This is a genomic window from Microbispora corallina, from assembly GCF_016863035.1.
GTDB classification, from domain to species: domain Bacteria; phylum Actinomycetota; class Actinomycetes; order Streptosporangiales; family Streptosporangiaceae; genus Microbispora; species Microbispora corallina.
Genome location: NZ_BOOC01000013.1, coordinates 97,546 through 118,218 on the forward strand (window position 1 = coordinate 97,546; position 20,673 = coordinate 118,218).

General features: G+C 71.4%; 19 protein-coding genes. 10 read left to right on the forward strand and 9 right to left on the reverse strand.

Annotated elements, in window-relative coordinates; translation table 11 throughout:
• The first annotated feature begins 33 nt into the window (after positions 1-33).
• Positions 34-405, forward strand: a complete 372-nt coding sequence (locus Mco01_RS15855; protein WP_036331415.1) for a phage holin family protein — start codon at positions 34-36, stop codon at positions 403-405.
• A gap of 36 nt (positions 406-441) precedes the next feature.
• Here the strand turns inward: Mco01_RS15855 and Mco01_RS15860 are convergent, their stop codons facing one another.
• On the reverse strand, positions 442-1,428 hold the full coding sequence (locus Mco01_RS15860) for a LacI family DNA-binding transcriptional regulator (protein ID WP_239103637.1): 987 nt from the start codon (positions 1,426-1,428) through the stop codon (positions 442-444).
• A 161-nt stretch (positions 1,429-1,589) separates the two neighbouring features.
• Between Mco01_RS15860 and Mco01_RS15865 the strand changes: the two genes are divergently transcribed.
• Together Mco01_RS15865 and Mco01_RS15870 are read left to right on the forward strand one after the other, a co-directional pair.
• Entirely contained in the window at positions 1,590-2,489 is a 900-nt protein-coding gene (locus tag Mco01_RS15865; protein ID WP_204057669.1) for an amidohydrolase family protein, read from the forward strand.
• Positions 2,486-3,025 carry a cysteine dioxygenase gene (locus Mco01_RS15870; protein ID WP_204057670.1) on the forward strand — a complete coding sequence of 180 codons (540 nt, stop codon included), beginning with the start codon at positions 2,486-2,488 and terminating at the stop codon, positions 3,023-3,025. The genes Mco01_RS15865 and Mco01_RS15870 overlap by 4 nt, the downstream gene beginning before the upstream one ends.
• A gap of 4 nt (positions 3,026-3,029) precedes the next feature.
• Here the strand turns inward: Mco01_RS15870 and Mco01_RS15875 are convergent, their stop codons facing one another.
• Positions 3,030-3,602: a TetR/AcrR family transcriptional regulator gene (locus tag Mco01_RS15875; RefSeq protein ID WP_239103638.1), complete on the reverse strand. Its 573-nt coding sequence runs from the start codon at positions 3,600-3,602 to the stop codon at positions 3,030-3,032.
• An 84-nt stretch (positions 3,603-3,686) separates the two neighbouring features.
• Between Mco01_RS15875 and Mco01_RS15880 the strand changes: the two genes are divergently transcribed.
• Both Mco01_RS15880 and Mco01_RS15885 read left to right on the forward strand, forming a co-directional pair.
• Positions 3,687-4,502 (forward strand): SDR family oxidoreductase, encoded by an 816-nt coding sequence (locus tag Mco01_RS15880; RefSeq protein WP_204057671.1) that lies wholly within the window; start codon positions 3,687-3,689, stop codon positions 4,500-4,502.
• 83 nt (positions 4,503-4,585) lie between these two features.
• The gene (locus tag Mco01_RS15885; RefSeq protein ID WP_036331397.1) at positions 4,586-5,182 is read left to right on the forward strand and encodes a Uma2 family endonuclease; all 597 of its coding nucleotides are present in this window, start codon (positions 4,586-4,588) and stop codon (positions 5,180-5,182) included.
• Positions 5,183-5,189: 7 nt separating this feature from the next.
• Here the strand turns inward: Mco01_RS15885 and Mco01_RS15890 are convergent, their stop codons facing one another.
• A complete protein-coding gene (locus Mco01_RS15890; RefSeq protein ID WP_239103639.1) occupies positions 5,190-6,398 on the reverse strand; it encodes an MFS transporter in 1,209 nt (402 codons plus the stop codon).
• A gap of 152 nt (positions 6,399-6,550) precedes the next feature.
• Between Mco01_RS15890 and Mco01_RS15895 the strand changes: the two genes are divergently transcribed.
• On the forward strand, positions 6,551-7,567 hold the full coding sequence (locus tag Mco01_RS15895) for a LacI family DNA-binding transcriptional regulator (RefSeq protein WP_239103640.1): 1,017 nt from the start codon (positions 6,551-6,553) through the stop codon (positions 7,565-7,567).
• A 3-nt stretch (positions 7,568-7,570) separates the two neighbouring features.
• On the opposite strand, the gene Mco01_RS15900 is transcribed toward Mco01_RS15895, so the two are convergent.
• The 3 genes from Mco01_RS15900 to Mco01_RS15910 all read right to left on the reverse strand — a co-directional run bounded on the left by Mco01_RS15900 (position 7,571) and on the right by Mco01_RS15910 (position 10,716).
• Complete coding sequence (locus Mco01_RS15900; RefSeq protein WP_204057673.1) at positions 7,571-8,464, reverse strand: carbohydrate ABC transporter permease; 894 nt, start codon at positions 8,462-8,464, stop codon at positions 7,571-7,573.
• Positions 8,461-9,345 (reverse strand): carbohydrate ABC transporter permease, encoded by an 885-nt coding sequence (locus tag Mco01_RS15905; protein WP_239103641.1) that lies wholly within the window; start codon positions 9,343-9,345, stop codon positions 8,461-8,463. Before Mco01_RS15905 ends, Mco01_RS15900 begins: the two co-directional genes overlap by 4 nt.
• An 84-nt stretch (positions 9,346-9,429) precedes the next feature.
• Positions 9,430-10,716 carry an ABC transporter substrate-binding protein gene (locus tag Mco01_RS15910; protein ID WP_204057674.1) on the reverse strand — a complete coding sequence of 429 codons (1,287 nt, stop codon included), beginning with the start codon at positions 10,714-10,716 and terminating at the stop codon, positions 9,430-9,432.
• A gap of 192 nt (positions 10,717-10,908) precedes the next feature.
• Between Mco01_RS15910 and Mco01_RS15915 the strand changes: the two genes are divergently transcribed.
• Complete coding sequence (locus Mco01_RS15915; RefSeq protein ID WP_204057675.1) at positions 10,909-12,801, forward strand: ABC transporter ATP-binding protein; 1,893 nt, start codon at positions 10,909-10,911, stop codon at positions 12,799-12,801.
• Between the two features lies 1 nt (position 12,802).
• On the opposite strand, the gene Mco01_RS15920 is transcribed toward Mco01_RS15915, so the two are convergent.
• A complete protein-coding gene (locus tag Mco01_RS15920; RefSeq protein ID WP_204057676.1) occupies positions 12,803-13,207 on the reverse strand; it encodes a MerR family transcriptional regulator in 405 nt (134 codons plus the stop codon).
• Positions 13,208-13,279: 72 nt separating this feature from the next.
• On the opposite strand from Mco01_RS15920, the gene Mco01_RS15925 reads away from it, so the two are divergent.
• A complete protein-coding gene (locus Mco01_RS15925) occupies positions 13,280-14,188 on the forward strand; it encodes an aldo/keto reductase (RefSeq protein WP_204057677.1) in 909 nt (302 codons plus the stop codon).
• A 159-nt stretch (positions 14,189-14,347) separates the two neighbouring features.
• Here Mco01_RS15925 and Mco01_RS15930 read toward each other — a convergent pair whose 3' ends face one another.
• Positions 14,348-14,998 carry a TetR/AcrR family transcriptional regulator gene (locus tag Mco01_RS15930; protein WP_204057678.1) on the reverse strand — a complete coding sequence of 217 codons (651 nt, stop codon included), beginning with the start codon at positions 14,996-14,998 and terminating at the stop codon, positions 14,348-14,350.
• Between the two features lie 73 nt (positions 14,999-15,071).
• Here Mco01_RS15930 and Mco01_RS15935 point away from each other — a divergent pair, with 73 nt between their 5' ends.
• Positions 15,072-16,352 carry a GH1 family beta-glucosidase gene (locus Mco01_RS15935; protein WP_204057679.1) on the forward strand — a complete coding sequence of 427 codons (1,281 nt, stop codon included), beginning with the start codon at positions 15,072-15,074 and terminating at the stop codon, positions 16,350-16,352.
• Between the two features lie 23 nt (positions 16,353-16,375).
• Here Mco01_RS15935 and Mco01_RS15940 read toward each other — a convergent pair whose 3' ends face one another.
• Entirely contained in the window at positions 16,376-17,272 is an 897-nt protein-coding gene (locus Mco01_RS15940; RefSeq protein WP_204057680.1) for a coiled-coil domain-containing protein, read from the reverse strand.
• A 239-nt stretch (positions 17,273-17,511) separates the two neighbouring features.
• On the opposite strand from Mco01_RS15940, the gene Mco01_RS15945 reads away from it, so the two are divergent.
• Positions 17,512-20,574 (forward strand): M14 family metallopeptidase, encoded by a 3,063-nt coding sequence (locus tag Mco01_RS15945; protein ID WP_204057681.1) that lies wholly within the window; start codon positions 17,512-17,514, stop codon positions 20,572-20,574.
• Positions 20,575-20,673: the final 99 nt, after the last annotated feature.

The following is a 20,673-nucleotide window of genomic DNA, read 5'->3' on the forward strand; positions in this document are numbered from 1 at the left end:
GCGTTCTTTGCCGCGCCATGGAAGGATCTTTTCGTGAAGGTCATACTCAAGATCATCGTTGTCGCGGCGGCCCTGTGGGCGTCCACGAAGCTGGTGCACGGGATCAGCGTCTCCGCCGACACGACCGCCAAGCAGATCGGCACGCTCCTCGCCGTCGCGCTGATCTTCGGCATCGTCAACGCGGTCCTCAAGCCGATCATCAAGACCGTGGGCTGCGCGTTCTACGTGCTGACGCTGGGCCTGTTCGCGCTGGTCGTGAACGCCGCGCTGCTCCTGTTCACGAGCTGGCTGGCCGGTCAGCTCGACCTGCCCTTCCACGTCAGCGGCTTCATGGCGGCGTTCTGGGGCGCCATCGTCGTCGGCGTGATCAGCTGGATCCTCAACATGATCCTCGGCGACGACTGAGCCGGACCGGCACGGGACCGCGGGCGCCGGCGGCGGTCACTGGACCGACCCGCGTTCCCGGAGGTCGGGGGCCTGCACGATGCGGCGGCGGTGGACCTTGCCGTCCGACGCCGCCACGACGAGCCGGACGGCGGCGCGGACGATGCCCTCGAGGTCCCAGTTGACCGTCGTCAGGCCCAGGAGCTCCGACATCGGGTGGTCGTCGTACCCCATCACCGCCACGTCGCCCGGGATCGACCGCCCGAGCTGGGCGGCGGCCTTGTAGACGCCGTAGGCGATCGAGTCGGAGAAGCAGAACACCGCCCCGGGCGGGTCGTCGCCCCCCAGGACCTCGGCGGCCACCCGGGCCGACTCCGCCATGCCCTGCCCCGACGTCCGCACCTCGACGTCCAGGCCGAGCCGCCGGCCCTCGGCCATGACGTGCACGTCCGCCGGCCGGTCCGGGGTGCTGGGGCGGGTGGGGGTGAGCACGGCGATCCGCTCGTGCCCCCGGCCCCGCAGGTACTCCAGCGCCATCGTGACCCCGCGCCGGTTGTCGAACACCACTTCGGCGGCGCTGTGGCCGTTGCTCAGCGCGTCGCCGATGGTCACGATCGGGAGCGACTCGGCGAGGTCTCCCCAGAACAGGGCCGATGGGTCCACCGGCTGCACGATCAGCCCGTCCACCCGCTGGTCCCGCAGCTGGAGCGCCAGGGAACGCTCCCGGGTGGGGTCGCCGGCGGCGTCCAGGATCAGCGCGTACCGGTCCTTCTCCCGCAGCGCGCGCCCGATGCCCACGGCGAGCGACTGCTGCCACAGGTCCTCCAGCGAGCCGCACAGCAGGCCGATCATCCCGGTCCTGCCGCTGGCGAGGGCCCGCGCGATCGGGTGCGCCTCGTAGCCCAGCTCCTCGGCGGCCCGCCGCACACGCTGCTTGGTCTCCTCGGACACCTGCAGCCCCCGCAGGGCGTAGCTCACCGCCGCGGGTGACAGGCCCGTGGCCTGGGCCACCTCGCGGATGGTCGCGCGCTTGCGGTTGGCCACTCCGTCACCCTATGCCGCGGCGGGTTCGCGGTCTTGACACTCCATCAACTGAAGCGTTTCACTGAAACGGCTCACTGAAACGCTTCACCTCATTGACGTCGCGGTACCTCGTGTATTACATGTATTGTCTGTAGGGAATGAGAAGAACCGGGAGGTGAACGATGGCCGTCGATGTGCACCAGCACCTGTGGACGCCGTCGTTCCTGGAGGCCCTGCGGGCCCGAACCCGGCCCCCCGTGCTCGACGGCTGGACTCTCGTCCTCGAGGGCGAGACGCCGTACGAGGTCGACCCGGCCGACCACGACCTCGACTCCCGGCTCAAGCGCAACGCCGGCCTCGAGCTCGCGCTCGTCTCGCTGTCGAGCCCTCTCGGGATCGAGCACCTCCCGCCCGCCGAGGCGTGGCCGCTCGTCGACGCCTACCACGAGGGCGCCCGCGCGCTGCCCGCGCCGTTCGGAGCCTGGGCCGCCGCCCCCGTCGCCGATCCCGATCCGGTACGGCTCGCCGCGACGCTCGACCAGGGCTTCGCGGGCCTCCAGCTCCCCGCCACGGCGGTCCAGGACGACGCCGGACTCCGGCGCGCGGCCCCGCTGCTCGACGTGCTGGAGGAGCGGGGGCTGCCCCTGTTCGTCCACCCGGGGCCCGCCGCCGGCGGCGCGGCCGGCTCCGAGCCCGTGTGGTGGGCCGCCGTGGTGCCGTACGTCCAGCAGATGCACGCCGCCTGGTACGCCTTCCAGGCCTTCGGCCGCCCCCGGCACCCGCGGCTGCGGGTCTGCTTCGCGCTGCTCGCCGGGCTGGCGCCGCTGCACTCCGAGCGCCAGATCAACCGCGGCGGCCACGGCCGGGGACTGGTGGACCCGGACCTGTTCGTCGAGACCTCTTCCTACGGTCCCCGGGCCGTCGACGCCGTGATCCGCGAGCTCGGCATCGACGTCGTCGTGAACGGCTCGGACCAGCCGTACGCCGAGGCGCCGTCGCCGGACCTCGGCGACGCCGCACGGCACGCCATCACGGTGGTCAACCCCCACCGCCTGCTCACCCGAAAGGAGTCGCAGTCATGAGCACGCCCACCGTCCAGGTCGCCGAGAGCTGTGCTCCCTTCGACGAGCTTCCCCCGCGCCCGCTCGATCGCCGCGAGCTCTCCGCACTGGTGGAGGAGCTGGCCGCCCGGCCCGAGCTGTGGACGCACCACCTGGGCTTCGAGGGGTCGCAGGACGGGGGACGTCACTACGCCTCCCTCCACCGCGACGCGTACGTGGACGTGTGGCTGCTGTGCTGGCGGCCGGGCGACGACACCGGCTGGCACGACCACGACATCTCGTCGGGGGCCGTCAAGGTGGTGGCGGGCGAGCTCAGGGAGTGCAACCCGCGGATCGGCGGCGAGCACCTGGAGAGCCTGGTGACCGAGGGGCAGTCGTTCTCGTTCGGGCCCGACCACATCCACCGCCTCACCGGCGAGTGCCAGGGCACGGTGTCGATCCACGCCTACTCGCCGCCCCTGTGGCGGATGGGGCAGTACTCCATCGACAAGGACGGCATGATGCGCCGGCAGTCGGTCAGCTACGCCGACGAGCTGCGCCCGGTCGACCCGGCCTGATCCCTCAGCCGAGCGAGTCGATCCACCGCTCCAGCCGCCGTCCCTCGACCGCCATGAGCTCGGGGTCGCGGAAGGTGTTCGTGAGCAGGGAGATCCCCTGGTACGCGGCCACCAGCGCGACCGCGAGCTCGCGGGCGTCGTCGCGGCCCATCTGGCGGAACTGCTCCTCGGCCCAGTCGAGCAGCACCCGCATGACCCCGGCCACGGCCCGGTCGAGGCCGTCGTCGCGCTTGTCGAGCTCGGAGGCCAGGGTCCCGGTGGGGCAGCCGTACCGCGCCGCGACCTCGCGCTGCGCCACCCATCCACGCAGGAGCGCGGTGAGCCGCTCCCGCGGCGCCGGCAGCCCGTCGAGCGCGTCGAGCACCGAGCGCAGGTCGCCGGCGTGCGCGCCGATGGCCGCCTCGACCAGCTGGTCCTTGGTCTTGAAGTAGTAGTAGACGTTCCCCACCGGGACGTCGGCCGCCCGCGCGATGTCGGCGAGCGTCGTCCGCTCCACGCCCTGCTCGTGCAGCACCCGCTGGGCCGCGGCGGCCAGCCGCTCCCGCTTGCCCGGCCGCGCCCGTGTTGAGTCAGTCACCTCACTGACTATAGACAACAGCGACCGCGCTCTCCTAGGGTTCCGTGTTAGTCAGCCGACTAACTCATATCGAGGGAGACAGACATGATCGTGGTGACGGGCGCGACCGGAAACGTCGGACGGGTGCTGGTGCGGACGCTGGCCGCGGCGGGCGAGAAGGTGACGGCGGTCTCCCGCACGCCGGCCCCCCTCCCGGACGGCGTGGAGCACCGGCGGGCCGACCTGACCGCCCCCGGCAGCCTGCGCGGCGCCGTCGACGGCGCCCACGCGCTGTTCCTGCTCGTGGCGGGCGACGACCCGGACGCCCTCCTCGGCCTCGCCGCGGCCGGGGGCGTCCGCCGGGTCGTGCTGCTCTCGTCCCAGGGCGCGGGCACCCGGCCCGAGGCCTACCGCCACCCGGTGGCGTTCGAGGACGCCGTACGGCGGTCGGGCTTGGAGTGGACGATCCTGCGGCCGGGAGGCTTCGACTCCAACGCGTTCGCGTGGGCCGAGTCGATCCGTACCTCGCGGACGGCGGCCGCGCCGTTCGGCGACGTCGGCCTGCCGTCCGTCGACCCGGCCGACATCGCGGAGGTGGCGGCCGCGGCCCTGGCCAGGACGGGCCACACCGGCCGGACGTACGAGCTGACGGGGCCCGCGGCCGTCACACCGAGGCAGCGGGCCGCGGCGATCGGCGACGCCGTCGGCGCGCCCGTCCGGTTCGCCGAGCAGAGCCGGGAGGAGGCCCGGGCGCGGATGCTCGAGGTCATGCCGGAGGCCGTGGTGGAGGGCACGCTCGCCATCCTGGGCGACCCGCTGCCGGCCGAGCGGGCGGTCAGCCCGGACGTGGAGCGCGTCCTCGGCCGCGCGCCGCGCTCCTTCGCCGACTGGGCGGCCCGCAACGCCGCCGCCTTCCGCTGACCACCGCACCGCACCGACCGGTCGCCGACGGGAAGTAATCCAACGACCACAAGCCGTTACACAGCGGCGCTACCCTTGGTGTCATGACGAGCCTCCTCGATGACTGGCCCCACCCCCGCTCCGGCGGATGCGGCGACGACGACGGCGGCCCGCAGGCCTCCGACGACGGGGAGGGCGAGCTCGGCGTCCTCAGGCACGCCGAGCTCGTCGACGGCTCGATGATCTTCATGGCCCCGCAGATGCGCTTCCACGAGCGCATGCTGTACGGCCTGCGCACGGTCCTCAACGCGCAGGCGCCGGGAGACGTGGTCGCGGTCAGCAGGATGGACGTGCGGCTGGGCCGGCACCGCCGCACCTGCCCCGACGTCTCGCTCGTCGACGACCTGGCCGCCGCCGACGACGCCCGGACCTATTACCTCCCGGAGGAGGTACGGCTGATCATCGAGGTCGTCGCCCCGGAGACCGAGGAGCCCGACCGGGACGTCAAGCCCCGGCACTACGCGGCCGCCGGGATCCCCCACTTCTGGCGGGTGGAGAACTCGGGCAACCGGCCGTTCGTCTACTCCTACGACCTCGACGCGGCCACGGGCGCCTACCAGGTCACCGGCATCCACCACTCCCGCATGACCGTGGACGCGCCCTTCCCCATCGACATCGACCTGGAACGGCTCCCCCGCTAGCGGGCCGTCAGGAGCGCAGCTCCTCCGTCGCGGCGGCCGGGACGACGGCGGGAGCCGGGCGACCGGCGACGACGCCGGTCGCGATCTGCACGAGGCAGGCGGCGACGCCCGCGAGCAGGGGGACGGTCCAGCCGCCGGTCGCCTCGTGCAGCAGGCCGATGGCCAGCGGGCCGAGGGCGGCGAGCACGTACCCGCTCGACTGGGCGACGGCCGACAGCGCCGTCACGGAGGCCGCGTCCGGGGCCCGCAGCGCGATGATCAGCAGGGCGAGCGCGATCGACGCGCCCTGCCCGAGGCCAAGCACGATCATCCACAGCCACGGGACGGTCGCGGGCGCGAGCAGCACGCCGGCGTACCCCGCGATCGTGAGCACCCCGGCCACGACCACGTGGGGGACCTGGGAGAGGGCCTTCCCCGCGTGCACGGGCACGGTGAGGGTGGCCGCGATCTGGGCGATGTTGGTCAGGCTGAGCAGATACCCGGCCTGGTCCGCGGGGATCCCGGCCGACTGGAAGATCGTCGGCAGCCAGGCCAGCACGATGTAGAACGTGAGCGACTGAAGGCCCATGAACGCCATGACGAACCAGGTCGTCCGGCTGCGCAGCAGGGCGCGGTACGGCCGGTGCCCGGCCCGCCCGCCACCGCCGTGCCTCCGGACGGCCTGGGGAGCCCAGAGGGCGACGGCCGCGAGGGCGAGGACGGCCGCCGAGCCGGCGGCGGCCCGCCAGCCCGCCCGCTCCGCGAGCGGCACGGCCGAGGCCGAGGCCACGGCGGCCCCGCCGACCAGGAACGAGACGTAGACCCCCGTCATCAGGCCGATCCGGCCGGGGAAGTGCTGCTTGACGATGCCGGGCATGGCCACATTCATGATCGCGATGGCCGTGCCGGCCAGGGCGGCGCCGGCGTACAGGGCCACGAGGCCGGGCGCGCTGCGCAGCGCCACCCCGGCGGCGAGGAGGACCAGGCCCGCCAGCAGCGTGCGGTCGAGGCCCATCCGGCCGGCCAGCGCCGGGGCCACCGGGCCGAGCAGGCCCAGGCACAGCACCATGACCGTCGTGATCGCCCCGCCCTGGGACGGGGTCAGACCGAGGTCGGCCATGACCGACGGCAGCAGCGGCGACACCCCGGCCAGCGCGGGCCTGAGGTTGAGGGCGGCCAGGACGAATCCCGCCACCAGCAACACGCGTCCCCTATTGGCCATAATCCCCCTTTTCACCCCCCAAACCCTACAGATGTGAAGATGCGTGGCCACGAGAGGTCGCGTGACGCGGCGCCGCACATGAGTCCACCCTGTGTGACAACGTTGTCAGCAGGCCTGATATGGGAGATGATCCGGGGGTGGGAGACACGAGGCGCGGGCGTCCGACCATGAACGACGTGGCGGCCGCGGCGGGGGTGGCGTTGAAGACGGTCTCCCGTGTCGTCAACCAGGAGCCCGGCGTCAACGCCGCCACGGCCGAGCGGGTCCACGCGGCCATCGACCTGCTGGGCTACCGGCGCAACGACAGCGCCCGGACCCTGCGAAGCGGCCGCACCGCGAGCATCGGGCTCGTGATCGAAGACGTCGCCGACCCCTTCTACTCCAGCCTGAGCAGGGCGGTGGAGGAGGTCGCGCTGCGGCACGGCCACCTGCTCTTCACCGGTTCGTCCCGTGAGTCGCCGGAGCGGGAGCGCGAGCTCGTGCTGGCCTTCTGCGCACGCCGGGTGGACGGGCTGATCATCGTGCCGGCCGGCCAGGACCACGGCTATCTGGAGCCCGAGTTCGCGGACGGCATCAGGGCGGTCTTCGCCGACCGGCCCCCGGGCGCCGGGTGCGAGGCCGACGCCGTGCTGTGCGACAACGTGGGCGGCGCCCGCACGGCGACGGCCCATCTGGTCGCGGGCGGCCATCGCCGCATCGCCTTCCTCGGCGACTCCCCGACGATCTTCACGGCGCGCGAGCGGCTGCGCGGCCACCGCGCGGCGCTGGCGGAGGCCGGCCTGCCGTACGACGAGGGCCTGGTGACGATGGGCCCGCCCGACCCGGACAGGCTGCGGGCCGACCTCGCCCGCCTGCTCGCGGCCGCCGACCCGCCGACCGCCCTGGTCACCGGCAACGGCCGGTTCACCGTGGACACGCTCCGGGCGCTCGCCGCGCTGTCCCCCGCCCCCGTACGGCTCGGCGCGGAGCCGTACCTGGGGGGTCTGGCCCTGGTGGGGTTCGACGACTTCGAGCCGGCCGACCTGCTCGGGATCACAGTGGTGGCGCAGGACCCCGGGCGGATGGGCCGGACGGCGGCCGAACTGCTGTTCGGCCGCCTGTCCGGCGACGAGGGCCCGGCGCGGCGCGCCGAGGTGCCCACGCGGCTCATCCCGCGCGGATCGGGCGAGCTGCCCCCGGCCTGAGCGTCAGCCCTTGAGCGCGCCCGCCATGAGGCCGCGCATGAAGAACCTGCCGAGCAACAGGTAGATCAGCATCGTCGGGATCGACGCCAGGATGGCCGCCGCCATCTGCTGGCTGTACGGCGTCGTCACCGCGCCCGCGATGTTGTTGAGCATGACCGTGGTGGGCCAGGAGGTCGGCCCGGTGAGGAAGACGGCGAACAGGAAGTCGTTCCACATCGAGGTGAACTGCCAGATGATGACCACGGCGAACGCCGGGCCGGAGACGGGCAGCACGATCGACCACAGCGTGCGCAGCATGCCGGCGCCGTCGACGCGCGAGGCCTCGATCAGCTCGTCCGGGATCGTGACGTAGTAGTTCCGGAAGATCAGCGTGCAGATCGGGATGCCGTACACGACGTGGGCGAGCACGAGCCCGGGGATGCCGCCGTACAGGGAGATGCCGAGGGTGTCCCCCAGGTTCACCATGAGCTGCACGAGCGGGATCATCACGCCCTGGTACGGGATGAACATGCCGAACAGGAACAACGTGAAGACCACGTCGGCGCCGGGGAAGCGCCACTTCGACAGCACGTACCCGTTCAGCGAGCCCAGGGCGGCCGAGATGAGCGAGCCCGGGACGGCGAGCAGGACGCTGTTGACGATGCCGGGTTCGAGCTTCTCCCAGGCGACGCTCCACGCCTCGGTGGTCCACACCTGGGGCAGGTTCCACGCCTGGGCGGGGTCGGCCTCGCTGAGCGGCTTGAAGCTGGTCACGAGCAGGACGTAGACCGGCAGCAGGAAGACGACGACGAACAGGATCAGCAGGACCAGCCGCACCCAGCGGGCGGTGGTCCCCCGCCCTCCCGCCCGGGCCACCGGGGCGACGCGGGGGGCCTTCTGAACGACTTCCGCGGTCATGAACGGTTCCCCTTACGGGCGTTCCAGATCAGGTAGGGCACGACGAAGACCGCGACGGACAGCACGATGTAGGACGCGATCGTCGCGCCCTTCGCCGGGTCGTGGGAGTCGTACACGGCCGTCCACATGAAGGTCGCGGGCACGTCCGTGATGATCTGCTTTCCGGACACGGACACGACGAGGTCGAAGACCTTCAGCGAGATGTGCCCGAGGATGATCAGGGCGGACAGCGTCACCGGGCGCAGCATCGGCAGGATGACGTGCCGGTAGACCTGCCACTCGCTGCATCCGTCGACACGCGCGGCCTCGCGCAGCTCCTCCGGCACGCCACGGAAGCCGGCGAGGAAGAGCGCCATGATGTATCCGGACATCTGCCAGATCGCGGGGATCGCCATCGCGGCCATCCCCCAGTCGGGGTCGCGGAACCACTGCCACTGCAGGACGTCGAGCCCGAGGTAGTGGAACAGCCGGTTGAGCCCGCCCGCGTGCTCCCCGGTCCCGCTGTTCATCAGCCACCGCCACACGACGCCGGTGGCGATGAACGAGATGGCCATCGGGAACAGGTAGACGGCGCGGAAGCCGCTCTCGGCCCGGATCCCCTTCTCCATCAGGAACGCCAGGAACCAGCCGAGGACGAGCGCGCCGCCGACGAACACGACGGTGAAGACCAGGGCGTGCCGGACCGACAGGCCCCAGCGCTCCTCGCTCCAGATGCCGGTGAAGTTGGCGAGGCCGACGAAGTGTCCCGGGATCTCGGCGATCTCGTCGTGCTTGTCGGTCATCGCGACCCTGAAGTTCCACCCCAGAAGGCCGTACACGAAGACCGCGATGAGGATGATGGACGGCGACACCAGGAGCAGCCCGGGCAGCCATCTGCGCACCCGCGTCACATGCACCTCTCAGAAGTCACGTACGGCCCACGCCCGGGCGGCAGGCGTCGGGGCGTGGGCCGTACCGGAGATCGGCTACTGGCCGCTGGCCTTGGCCGCGGCCACCAGCGCCTGCTGGAGCTTGGCCACGTCCTGGTCCTGCTGGAACAGGCCGACGGCGTCGGTGATCGCGGTGCGCCACTGGTCGTTGGCCACGACGCCGTGCTGGATCGACCCGGCCAGCTTGTCGGACGCCCACTGCTGGAGGCTCCAGGCCAGGTAGTCCTTGTAGAGGGACGTGTCGGCGTCCTTGCGCGACGGGATCGAGCCCTTCAGCGGGTTGAACGCGTCCTGACCCTCCTTGCTGGCCGCCACCTTCAGCCACGCGATCGCGCCGTCGCGGTTGGGCGCGCCCTTCGGCAGCGTGAAGCTGTCCGACAGCCACATGAACGTGCCGTCCGTGCCCGGGGACGCCGCCCAGTCGAAGTCCTTGTGCGCGGTCTTGCCGATGCCGCCGGGAGCCGGGTTCTGGAAGTACCCGTAAGCCCAGTCACCCATGATGTTGAACGCCGCGTCGCCGTCGGCCACCTGCTTGGCGGCCGGCTGCCAGTCGTCCTGCGGGGTGCCGGCGTACGACAGGACGGTCTTGTAGTTCTCCAGCGCCTTGGTGACGTTGGCGTTCGACCAGTCCGAGTTGGCCGTCCACAGCTGGTTGTAGACGTCGGTGCCGAGCGAGCCGCACAGCACGCTCTCCAGCAGGTGCACCAGCGTCCACTGCGAACCGATCGACAGCGGGATCTTGCCGGTCTTCTTCACCTTGCCGAGATCGGCGATGAACTCGTCCATCGTCTTCGGCGCCGCGGAGATCCCGGCGTCCTTGAGGACGGACGGGTTGTACCACAGGACGTTCGATCGGTGGATGTTCACCGGCACCGAGTAGATCTGGCCCTGCACGGAGATCTGGTCGACGAGCTGCTGCGGCAGCACGTCCCTGAGCTTCAGCTCGTCGTACAGGAAGTTCAGGGACTCCAGCTTGCCGCCCTTGATGTAGCCCTGGAGCTCGGCGCCGGCGTGGCCCTGGAAGGTGTCCGGGGGCTGGTTGGCCTGCAGCTTGCTCGACAGCAGCGCGCGGGCCTGGTCGCCGGAGCCGCCCGCGACGGCCGCGTCGAAGAAGGTGAACTGCGGGTACTGCTTGGCGAAGATCTGGCGCATCGCCTTGAGGCCGTCGGACTCACCGGGGCCCGTCCACCACGAGAAGACTTCGACCTTCTTCTGCGCGGCCTGACCGCCTCCGCTCGCCTTGTCGTCGCCCTTTCCACAGGCGGACAGAGTGAGCAGACCTGCCACAGAGACCGCGACGGCCGCCATCCACCGTCGTCTCATCGCAACATTCCCTTCGGGATTGGTGAAGAAAAGGCCCCCCCGATCACAAGGCCGCTGACAACGTTGTCAGCAGGCCCAATCAACCCACTTCCGACCATGCGGCGTCAAGTTTGTCCGGATAACGTCTCTGCATACGAGGGCCTGACCCGGACGACCGTGGGAAATGTCGGTGCGGGCGCACACACTGCTCCCATGACGGTGACGACGCAAGCGGATTCCGAGGACGACCTCCCGACTCTGGCCGAGGTCGACTCGCCGTTGTGGTTCCGCCACGGCGACACCATGGCCGTGCTCGGCTTCATGACGATGGCGCGTCGGCTGCCCGGCCTGATCCGCCAGGCTCTGGCCATGGCGTGGGAGGCGAGCCCGCGCGACACGCTCGTCAGTGTCATCCTGAGCATCCTCGGCGGTGTGTTCACGGCCTTCGGACTGCTGGCCACAACGGGTGTGCTGACGGCGCTGTTCGAGGCCGGCCCCACACCGGAGCGGATCCGGGCTGCACTGCCCAGCCTTCTGCTGGTGGGCCTCGCAGCGGCGGCCCGCACGGCGCTGCAGGCGGGTGCGGGCTGGGCCCAGTCCAGGCTCGACCCGCAGGTCGAACGGATCAGCGAGGAGCGGCTGTACGGCCTGACCAGCCTCGTCGACCTCGTCTGCTTCGACGACCCCGAATTCCACGACGCGCTGCAGCGGGCGCGCCTGCGCGGCATGTCGATGGCTTCGATGGTGGTAACCACCACCATCGACGTCCTCACCGGCGCCGTCGGCATCGCCGCCGCGGCCGGTGTTCTGGGCGTGCTCCACCCCGTGCTGCTCCTTCTGCTCCTGCTCGCCGTCCTTCCGGACGCCTGGGCGGCGGTCCGCTCGGCCCGGATGGGCTACCGGACCGATCTACTGCTCATCCCGGCGCGCCGGCGCAAGTGGATCATCGAGGAGCTCCTGGCGGACAAGGACACCGCCGCCGAGGTGCGCTCGTTCACGATGCGGGGCTTCCTGCTGCGGATGTTCGACTCCGTCGCGCGCGGCGAGCAGCGGGTGATGCTCGACCTGGCCAGGCGGCAGACCTATGCCAGGATCATGGGTGAGGGCCTGGGCGGCATCGGCCAGGCCGCCGTGTACGTGGCGCTCGGCGTGCTACTCGCGATCGGAGCCGTTCCGCTCGCGGTCGCCGGCACCGCCGTGCTCGCCATCCGGTCCGGGCAGGCCTCACTGGCGAGCTTCATGTACGCCACCAACAGGCTTTACGAGCAGGGGCTTTACTTCACCGACTTCATCGACTTCGTCTCTGAAGCGGAGTCGCGAATCCCCAGCGGCCGCACCAGGGAAGCGCCCCCAGGTTTCCGGCACCTGACCGTCGAGGACATCACCTTTTCCTACCCAGCTTCCGCAACTCAGGCCCTGCGTGGAGTGTCGATCCGCATCGATAGGGGCGAAGTGGTGGCCCTCGTCGGAGAGAACGGCTCGGGCAAGTCGACGCTCGCGAAGATCCTCGCCGGGCTCTACGAGCCGGACGGCGGCCGCGTGCTGTGGGACGACGTCGACCTGCGCGAGGTCGACCCCGACACGCTGAGGAGCAGGATCGCGGTCATCGCGCAGGACCACACCCGCTGGCCGCTGACGGCCCGGCACAACATCACCATGGGCATGGACAAGGGCGAGGACGAGGTGGTCCGCGCCGCCCAGGTCGCGGGCGCCGACCAGGTCATCGCGGAGCTGCCGAACGGCTACCGCACGCTGCTCGACCGCCGCTTCAAGGACGGCCACGAGCTGTCCGGCGGCCAGTGGCAGCGGATCGCCGTCGCCCGGGGCTTCTACCGCGACGCCCCGCTGCTGATCTGCGACGAGCCGACGGCCGCGCTCGACGCCCGGGCTGAGCACGCGCTGTTCGAGCGCATCCGGCAGCACGCCGACGGCCGCACGGTCCTGCTCATCACGCACCGCCTCGCCAGCGTCCGGTACGCCGACCGGATCTACGTGCTCGACCACGGCCAGGTGCGCGAGCAGGGCACGCACGAGGAGCTGATGACGGTCGACGGCCTCTACGCCGAGCTGTACAACCTCCAGGCCCAGGCCTACCGCACCGCCTGAGTCAGGAGGCGGGCTCCTCCTCGCGGCCGCGCAGCCCGTCCGGGATGGACAGGACGTCACGGTAATAGGCGATCTTGCGCTGGATGGCCTGCTGCTTCTGGCGCAGGTCCGCGATCTGCGCCTCGACCTTCCGGTCGTGGTCGGCCAGCACCACGATCCGGTCCCGGATGCTCCGGTCGCCCTGCCGGACGAGCCGGGCGAAGCGCAGCATCTCCGCGATCGGCATGCCGGTGTCGCGCAGGCACCGGATCATGCCCAGCCAGGCCACGTCCTCCTCGGTGAACCGCCGCTGACCCGACGCTGTGCGTCCGATGGGCTCAAGCAGCCCGATCCGTTCGTAGTAACGCAGGGTGTCGAGGCTGAACCCGGTCTCCTCGACGACCTGTCCAGGTGTGTACACGGCCACGCCGTCGATCCTGGCACACGGGCGGGCTTCGGGCTTGAGGTGGAGTGCACTCCAGGCGGCAGGGTTGCCGGCATGACAATCGCTTTGGGGACCATCCCGTTCGGGACCACCGTGGACGAGCCCACGTCGTTCGCCATCCTCGACCGGTTCGTCGACGCGGGCGGGACGATCATCGACACCGCCGACAACTACCCGTTCTGGCTGGACGGCGCGACCGGCGACGAGAGCGAGACCACCATCGGCCGCTGGCTCGCCTCGCGCCGCAACCGCGACCAGGTGGTGATCAGCACCAAGGTCGGCGGACGGCCGACCGTGCCCGGCGACCGGACGCTCGGCTCGGCCGAGGGCCTGTCGGCCGCCGCCGTCCGGGCCGCCATGGAGGGCAGCCTGCGCCGGCTCGGAGTCGACGGAGTCGACGTGTACTGGGCGCACATCGAGGACAGATCGGTCCCGCTCGAGGAGACCGTGGCCGTCTTCGGCGAGCTGGTGCGGGAGGGCAGGGCGCGGCAGCTCGGGGCGAGCAACCACGCCACCTGGCGGCTCGACCGGGCCCGGGCGCTGGCGGCCGCCCGCGGGCTGACGCCGTACACACACGTCCAGCTCCGCCACTCCTATCTGCGGCCCCGGCCGGGCGTCCGCCTGCCCGAGGGCGGCCACGTCCAGGTGAGCGAGGAGACCCTCGACTACGTGCGATCCGAGGGCCTGGCACTGTGGGTCTACACCTCGCTGCTCGCCGGGGCGTACGCGCGCAAGCCCCTGCCGGAGCACTACGACCACCCGGGCACGACCCGGCGGCTCGCGGTGCTGCGGGAGGTGGCCGACGAGCTGGGCGCCACCCCCAACCAGGTCGTCCTCGCGTGGTTGCGGGCCCAGGACGTCGTCCCGATCGTCGGGGTCAGCTCGCTCGCCCAGCTCGACGAGCTGCTCGCCGAGGTCAAGCTCGAGCCCGCCCAGATCGCCCGCCTCGACGCCCCCGCCTGATCAGGACCGCCCGGCCGCTGTCGCCCGGACCGCCGAGCGGTCCGGGCGACGACCTCGCCACGGCAAGCCCGCACCGCCTCCGCCAGCGGCAAGCCCGCACCGCCTCCGCCCGCGGCGGGGCCGCATCGCCTCCGTCGGCGGCGGAGCCGGGGGCGACGGTCAGCCGAGGTGGCCGGACAGGTAACGGCGGACGAGGCGCTTGCACTCGGCGATGAGGTCGGGGTCGCCGTCCGGGTGGGCGCGGAAGGCAAGCTTGAGCACGGCGTCGGCGGCCTCGACGGCGACGACGAAAGCGCGGGCCAGGCCGTCGTCCGGGCGGACGCCGAGCAGGTCGACCATGAGCGTGCGCAGCCGGTCGGCCACGACGACGTTGTTCTCCAGGGCCTCGTCGAGCATCCGCTGGGTGCCCGGCAGAGCGGGCCCGCCGGGCGCGGCCAGGACCTCGCCGAAGTCGACCACCCCGAACCCGGGCGTGGTCCGCTTCATCCGGACGAACTCGTCGATGCCGAGGTCGACGGCGCCGGCCCAGCCCGAGAGCGGCTCGGCGGCCAGCCGGGTGGCGACGCGGTCGAGGAACGCGTCGAGGTTGCGCAGCGCGAGCGCGCGCACGAGGGCCTGTTTGTCACTGAAGAACTGGTAGAAGGTCCCGATGGGAACCTCGGCCCGGCGGGCGACCTCCTTGGTGGTGAGGCCCTCGTACCCGACCTCGTCGAGCAGCCGGGCGCACTCGTCGAGCATCCGCTCGACCCGCTCCTGGCTGCGGCGCTGGGCGGGCCTGCGACGCAACGTTCCCCCAGTGACACTCGTCATGTCCGTCATTCTCTCCCCACGACGTGGAGCGCGGGTTAACATGAGTTTCGCTCATGAAACGGGAGGGCGAAACATGTTCCTCTGGGGTACGGCCACCGCGTCCTATCAGATCGAGGGGGCCGTCCGGGAGGACGGCCGCGGCCCGTCGATCTGGGACACCTTCTCCCATGAGCCGGGGCGGGTCCGCGACGGGCACACCGGCGACGTGGCCTGCGACCACTACCACCGCTGGGCCGAGGACGTGGCGCTGATGGCCGGCGCGGGGCTGAACGCCTACCGGTTCTCGATCGCCTGGCCGCGGGTGCTGCCCTCGGGGTACGGAGCGGTCAACCCGGCCGGGCTCGACTTCTACGACCGTCTGGTGGACGCCCTCCACGAGCGGGGGATCACGCCCGTCCCCACGCTCTTCCACTGGGACCTGCCGCAGGCGCTCGAGGACGAGGGCGGCTGGCTGTCCCGGGACACCGCGGGACGCTTCGCCGACTACGCCGCCGTCGTGGCGGAGCGGCTGTCCGACCGGGTCGACATGTGGATCACGCTGAACGAGCCGTTCGTCCACATGGTCTTCGGATACGGGCTCGGGATGCACGCGCCGGGGAGGACGCTCTTCCTCGACGCGCTGCCGGTCGCCCACCACCAGTTGCTCGGCCACGGCCTGGCCGTCCAGGCGCTCCGCGCGGCCGGCGCGCGGCAGGTGCTGGTCACCAACAACTGCACGCCGGTGTGGCCGGCCTCCGGCTCCGAGGAGGACAGGGCCGCCGCGGACGCCTACGACACCCTGCACAACCGGCTGTTCAACGACCCGGTGCTCCTCGGCGCCTATCCCGATCTGTCGGCGTACGGGATCGACGGGCTGGACGTGGTACGCCCGGGCGACCTGGAGACGATCGCCCAGCCGCTCGACGGCCTGGGGGTCAACTACTACAACCCGACGCGCATCGCGGGTCCCGGCGCCGACGGCCTGCCGTTCCGGGACGCGGGGATCACCGGCTACCCCACCACGGCGTTCGGGTGGCCGGTCGTGCCGGAGGGCCTGCGCGAGCTGCTCGAAGGCCTCGCGGCCCGGTACGGCGAGGCCCTCCCGCCCGTCTACGTCACCGAGAACGGCTGCTCGTACGAGGGGATCGACGACCAGGAGCGGATCGCCTACCTCGACGGCCACATCGCGGCGGCGGAGCGGGTCGAGGGCGTGGACCTCCGCGGCTACTTCGTCTGGTCGCTGCTCGACAACTTCGAGTGGGCCGAGGGCTACCATCAGCGGTTCGGCCTGGTCCACGTGGACTTCGAGACCCAGAGGCGCACGCCCAAGGCGTCGTACCACTGGCTGAGGGAGCGGATCGCCGCCCGCTCCTGAGACGCCCGCGCCGGGGACGCCTGTCAGAGCACCGACACGTGCACGTGGTCGTAGTGGTTGGCGGTGATCCCGCCCCGGTCGGCCATCATGCGCCACCCCGTGCCCGTGCGCATGTCGTAGAAGCGCTGCTGCCAGATGATGTACATGATTCCGTACTGCTGGGCGTGCTCGATGCACCACTGGGCGAGGGCGTCGCCGCGGGCCTTGGCGGTGGCGTCGGGCATCCGGCCGCCGCCGCTCATCATGAAGTCGCAGGCCCGGCCCTTGCCGTGCTCCCCCGGGTCACCCGGCCGCAGGCAGCCGACGCCGAACGGCATCGGGAAGTTCTGCATGATGGCGTTGCGTACGGTGACCAGGCGGGCGGTGAGCCCGGTCCCGGCGTCCGGCGTCTGGAAGCCGTACCTGGCCATCTTGGTCTCGACCTCGCGCTGCTTGGCCTTGAGCTCCTTGATGTGCGCCTGGAGGCGGTCGATCTCGGCGTCGGCGTCCTTGGCCGCCTTCTGCTGCTGGCCGATGAGCCACTGGATGCTGGTGAGGCGCTCGGACTTCGCGCTGGACAGGTACGCGAACGTGGACAGCGAGCCGAGGTCGGCCGTCATGGTGAAGAACTGCGACGGGTCGAAGCCGCCGCCCATGTAGGCCGTCTGGGCGAACTCGGCCACCTGACGTTCCGCGCCCCGCAGGTCGACCTTGAGCTTCTTGACCCGCTTGGCCGCCTTGTCCACCGCCAGCTGCGCGTCCTCCAGGCTCACGATCTCGCCCCGGTACGCCTTGGACAGGTCGGCGGCCTCCTTGGTGAGGCGGCGCAGCTTGGCCTGCTGGTCCGGGTCCGCCTGCGCGGGGGACCCAGCCGGAACGGAGAGCGCGGCGAGCAGCGCGGCGGCGACCGCCGCGAGCCCGGCCCAGCGTCCCGACCGCACGTCGACCTCCACTCGGATCCGGTCCGAAACTATAGAAGGCGATCTTTATGCCTGCTACCGGAACAGGAGAAACCGATGGGCTGAAAGCGAGCAATCGCACAGTTCGCGGTCACTTGTCGTGATTAATGTAGATGTTTCCGTGATCGATTCGAGACTTACCCGTCTCCTCACGACCACTTGCACGCCCGCTGACTCCGGGCGAGATTCGGGTGATCGTCACCCTCACGAAGGGCTCCTCGATGTCCCGACGAGTGACCGTCCCGGCCCTGGCCGCCGCCGCTCTCGCCGCGGCGCTCCTGACGCCGGTCCTCCCGGCCCAGGCCGACCAGGGCGACCCCCTCCCTCCCGCCGACCAGATCGACCTCTACCAGCTCGACAGCGCGCCCGGCACTTCCGGGACGCTGGCCCAGAAGGGATTCGATGTCGTCCAGCGCCGCCTCACCGGCGACCGCGAGCACGTCGAGCTGACCGCCACGCCGGGCGAGGTCAGGAAGCTCCGGTCCCTCGGCCTGCGGCCGGAGCCGGTGCGCAACCCGCAGGGCCAGACCCAGTTGCAGGCGGCCCGGGCGCAGGCGGCCGGCGGCTACACGGTCTGGAGGTCCTACTCGGAGAAGGGCGGCATCGCCGACCAGCTCAGGGCCATCGCCGACGCGAACAAGGACGTCGCGAAGCTGGAGTCGATCGGCAGATCCCTGCAGGGCAAGGACATCCTCGCGCTCAGGCTCACCAGGCAGGCCCGCGTCCTGCCCGACGGCGCCCGGCCGTCCGTGCTCTACTCGGCCACCCAGCACGCCCGCGAGTGGATCTCCACCGAGGTCGACATGCGGCTGCTGAAGTATCTGGTCGCGAACAAGGCCACGCCGGACGTCTCCCGGCTGCTGGGGACCACCGAGGTGTGGTTCGTGCCGGTGGCCAACCCCGACGGCTACGACTTCACCTTCACCGAGGGCAACCGCCTGTGGCGCAAGACCCTGCGCGACAACGACGGCGACGGGCGGATCACGGGCAACGACGGCGTCGACCCCAACCGGAACTTCCCCACCAAGTGGGGGTATGACGAGGAGGGCTCGTCCAGCGTCCTGAGCAGCGAGACGTACCGGGGCACGGCCCCCGCCTCCGAGCCCGAGACGCGGGCGATGGACGGCCTGCTCCGGCGGCTGCGGTTCAAGGCCCAGGTCAACTACCACTCGTACGGGCCGCTGCTGCTCTACCCGGAGGGCTGGCAGGTGGAGACCACCACCGCGGACGACCCGGTCTACCTGGCGCTGACGGGGACCGACGAGAAGCCGGCCGTCCCGGGGTTCGACCCCGGCGTGGGCGCCGAGCTGTACACCACGAACGGCGAGACCACCGATCACGCGCACGCGGCCTACGGCACGCTCGCCTGGACGCCGGAGCTCGACGAGGGCTGCGAGGGCTGCGGGTTCGTCTTCCCCGACGACGAGGCGCTGGTCCAGGCCGAGTTCGAGAAGCAGCTGCCGTTCGCGCTCGACGTGCTCACGTCGGCGCGCGATCTCAGCGACCCGGTCAGCCACCTCGGCAACACGGTGCCCGACTTCGTGGTGAACACGTTCGACACCAGCTACGGCAGGGACCAGGTCGTCCAGGTGGACGCCAAGCGGAACCTGGGACCCGTCCTGCTGCGCTACCAGATCAACGGCGGCCCGGTCCGCACCGCGCCCACCGGCGAGTGGAAGGGCGGCGAGCGCTACGGCGGCGGCTACGACACCTACTTCCACCGGCTGAGGGGCACGGTCAAGGGCGCCCGGCCCGGTGACAGCGTGAAGGTGTGGTTCGCCTCGCCCACGAAGAAGAGCCAGGACTTCACCTACACGGTGTCGGCCGACATCGGCGGCACGGTGCTGATCGTCGCCGCGGAGGACGTCACCGGGGCGAGCCCCGCCCAGGGCGCGACCGCGGCCAAGTACGCCGACGCCTACGCGAAGGCCCTCTCGCAGGCCGGCTACTCCTCCGACGTGTACGACGTGGACACCCACGGCCGCAAGGCGCCCGACCCGCTCGGAGTGCTGAGCCACTACAAAGCCGTGGTGTGGGAGACGGGCGACGACATCATCCCCCGGGCGGCCACCCAGCCCGGCGGCACCGCCGCCAACCTCGCCGAGGCCCTGGAACTGGCCTTCCGCGACTACCTGAACGAGGGCGGCAAGCTGCTGGCCACCGGCAAGTACGCGCTCTACGCCCAAAACGTCAACGGTTCGTACTGGTACGAGCCCGACTACCCGGCCCAGCCGGAGTGCACCACCCGGACCAAGCCGCCGTGCCTTGCCCTGAGCAACGACTTCGTGCAGTACTACCTGGGCGCCTACACGTTCGTGGACGGCGGCGGCCAGGACGCGGACGGCGCGACGCTGCCGCTGAAGGGCGCGGGCGGGGCGTTCACCGGGTTCCTCGGCACCCTCAACGGCGGCGACTCCGCCGGCAACCAGGACCACACCTCCGCGTTCGTCAGCACCTCCTCGGTGCTGCCGCCCGACCGCTTCCCGCAGTTCGCGAGCGCGGCGCCGCTCAAGTGGCAGTACGGCGCGGGCGCGCCCTTCGCCCCGCACACCGGCTCGTGGGCCGTGCAGAGCGGCCAGGCCGACGTCTCCTACAAGCGCCTCACCACCACGATCGACCTCACCGGCAGGAGCAGCGGCGCCCTGTCCTTCTGGGCGTCGTACGACACCGAGCCCAACTGGGACTTCCTGACGGTCGAGGCGCACACGGCCGGCCAGGACGACTGGACCACGCTGCCCGACCGCAACGGGCACACCTCCCAGGAGCCGGGCGACAGCTGCGGGAGCGGCTGGGTGGACATCCACCCGTTCACCGCGCACTACCAGACCTACGACGGCGTCTCGTCCTGCACGCCGACCGGCACGACCGGCGCATGGAACGCGGCGAGCGGCTCGTCCAAGGGCTGGCAGCAGTGGTCGGTCGACCTGACGGCGTACGCGGGCAAGAAGGTCGAGGTGTCCATCTCCTACATCAGCGACTGGGGCACGCAGGGCCTCGGCGTCTGGCTGGACGACGCCACGGTCACGGCCGACGGCGCGACGCTGTCGCAGACGTCGTTCGAGGGCGACCTCGGCGGGTGGACGGTCGCCGGGCCGCCGCCCGGGTCGGCCGTCGCGCTCAACGACTGGGCGCGCAGCGACCGGTCCCTCGACGACGGAGCGGGCATCACCACGAAGGACACGGTCTACTTCGGCTTCGGGGCCGAGGGCGCGACCACGCAGGCCATGCGGACCGACCTGGTCCGCCGGGCGATGACCCACCTGCTCGGCCGCACGCTTCCCTGACCGGCCCGTCCCGGCCCCCGCCGTCGCGCGGGGGCCGGGACGGTCGCGGCCTTGGGGCGGGGGCCGGGACGGCGGCGGCCTTCGGGCGGCGGCAGGAGG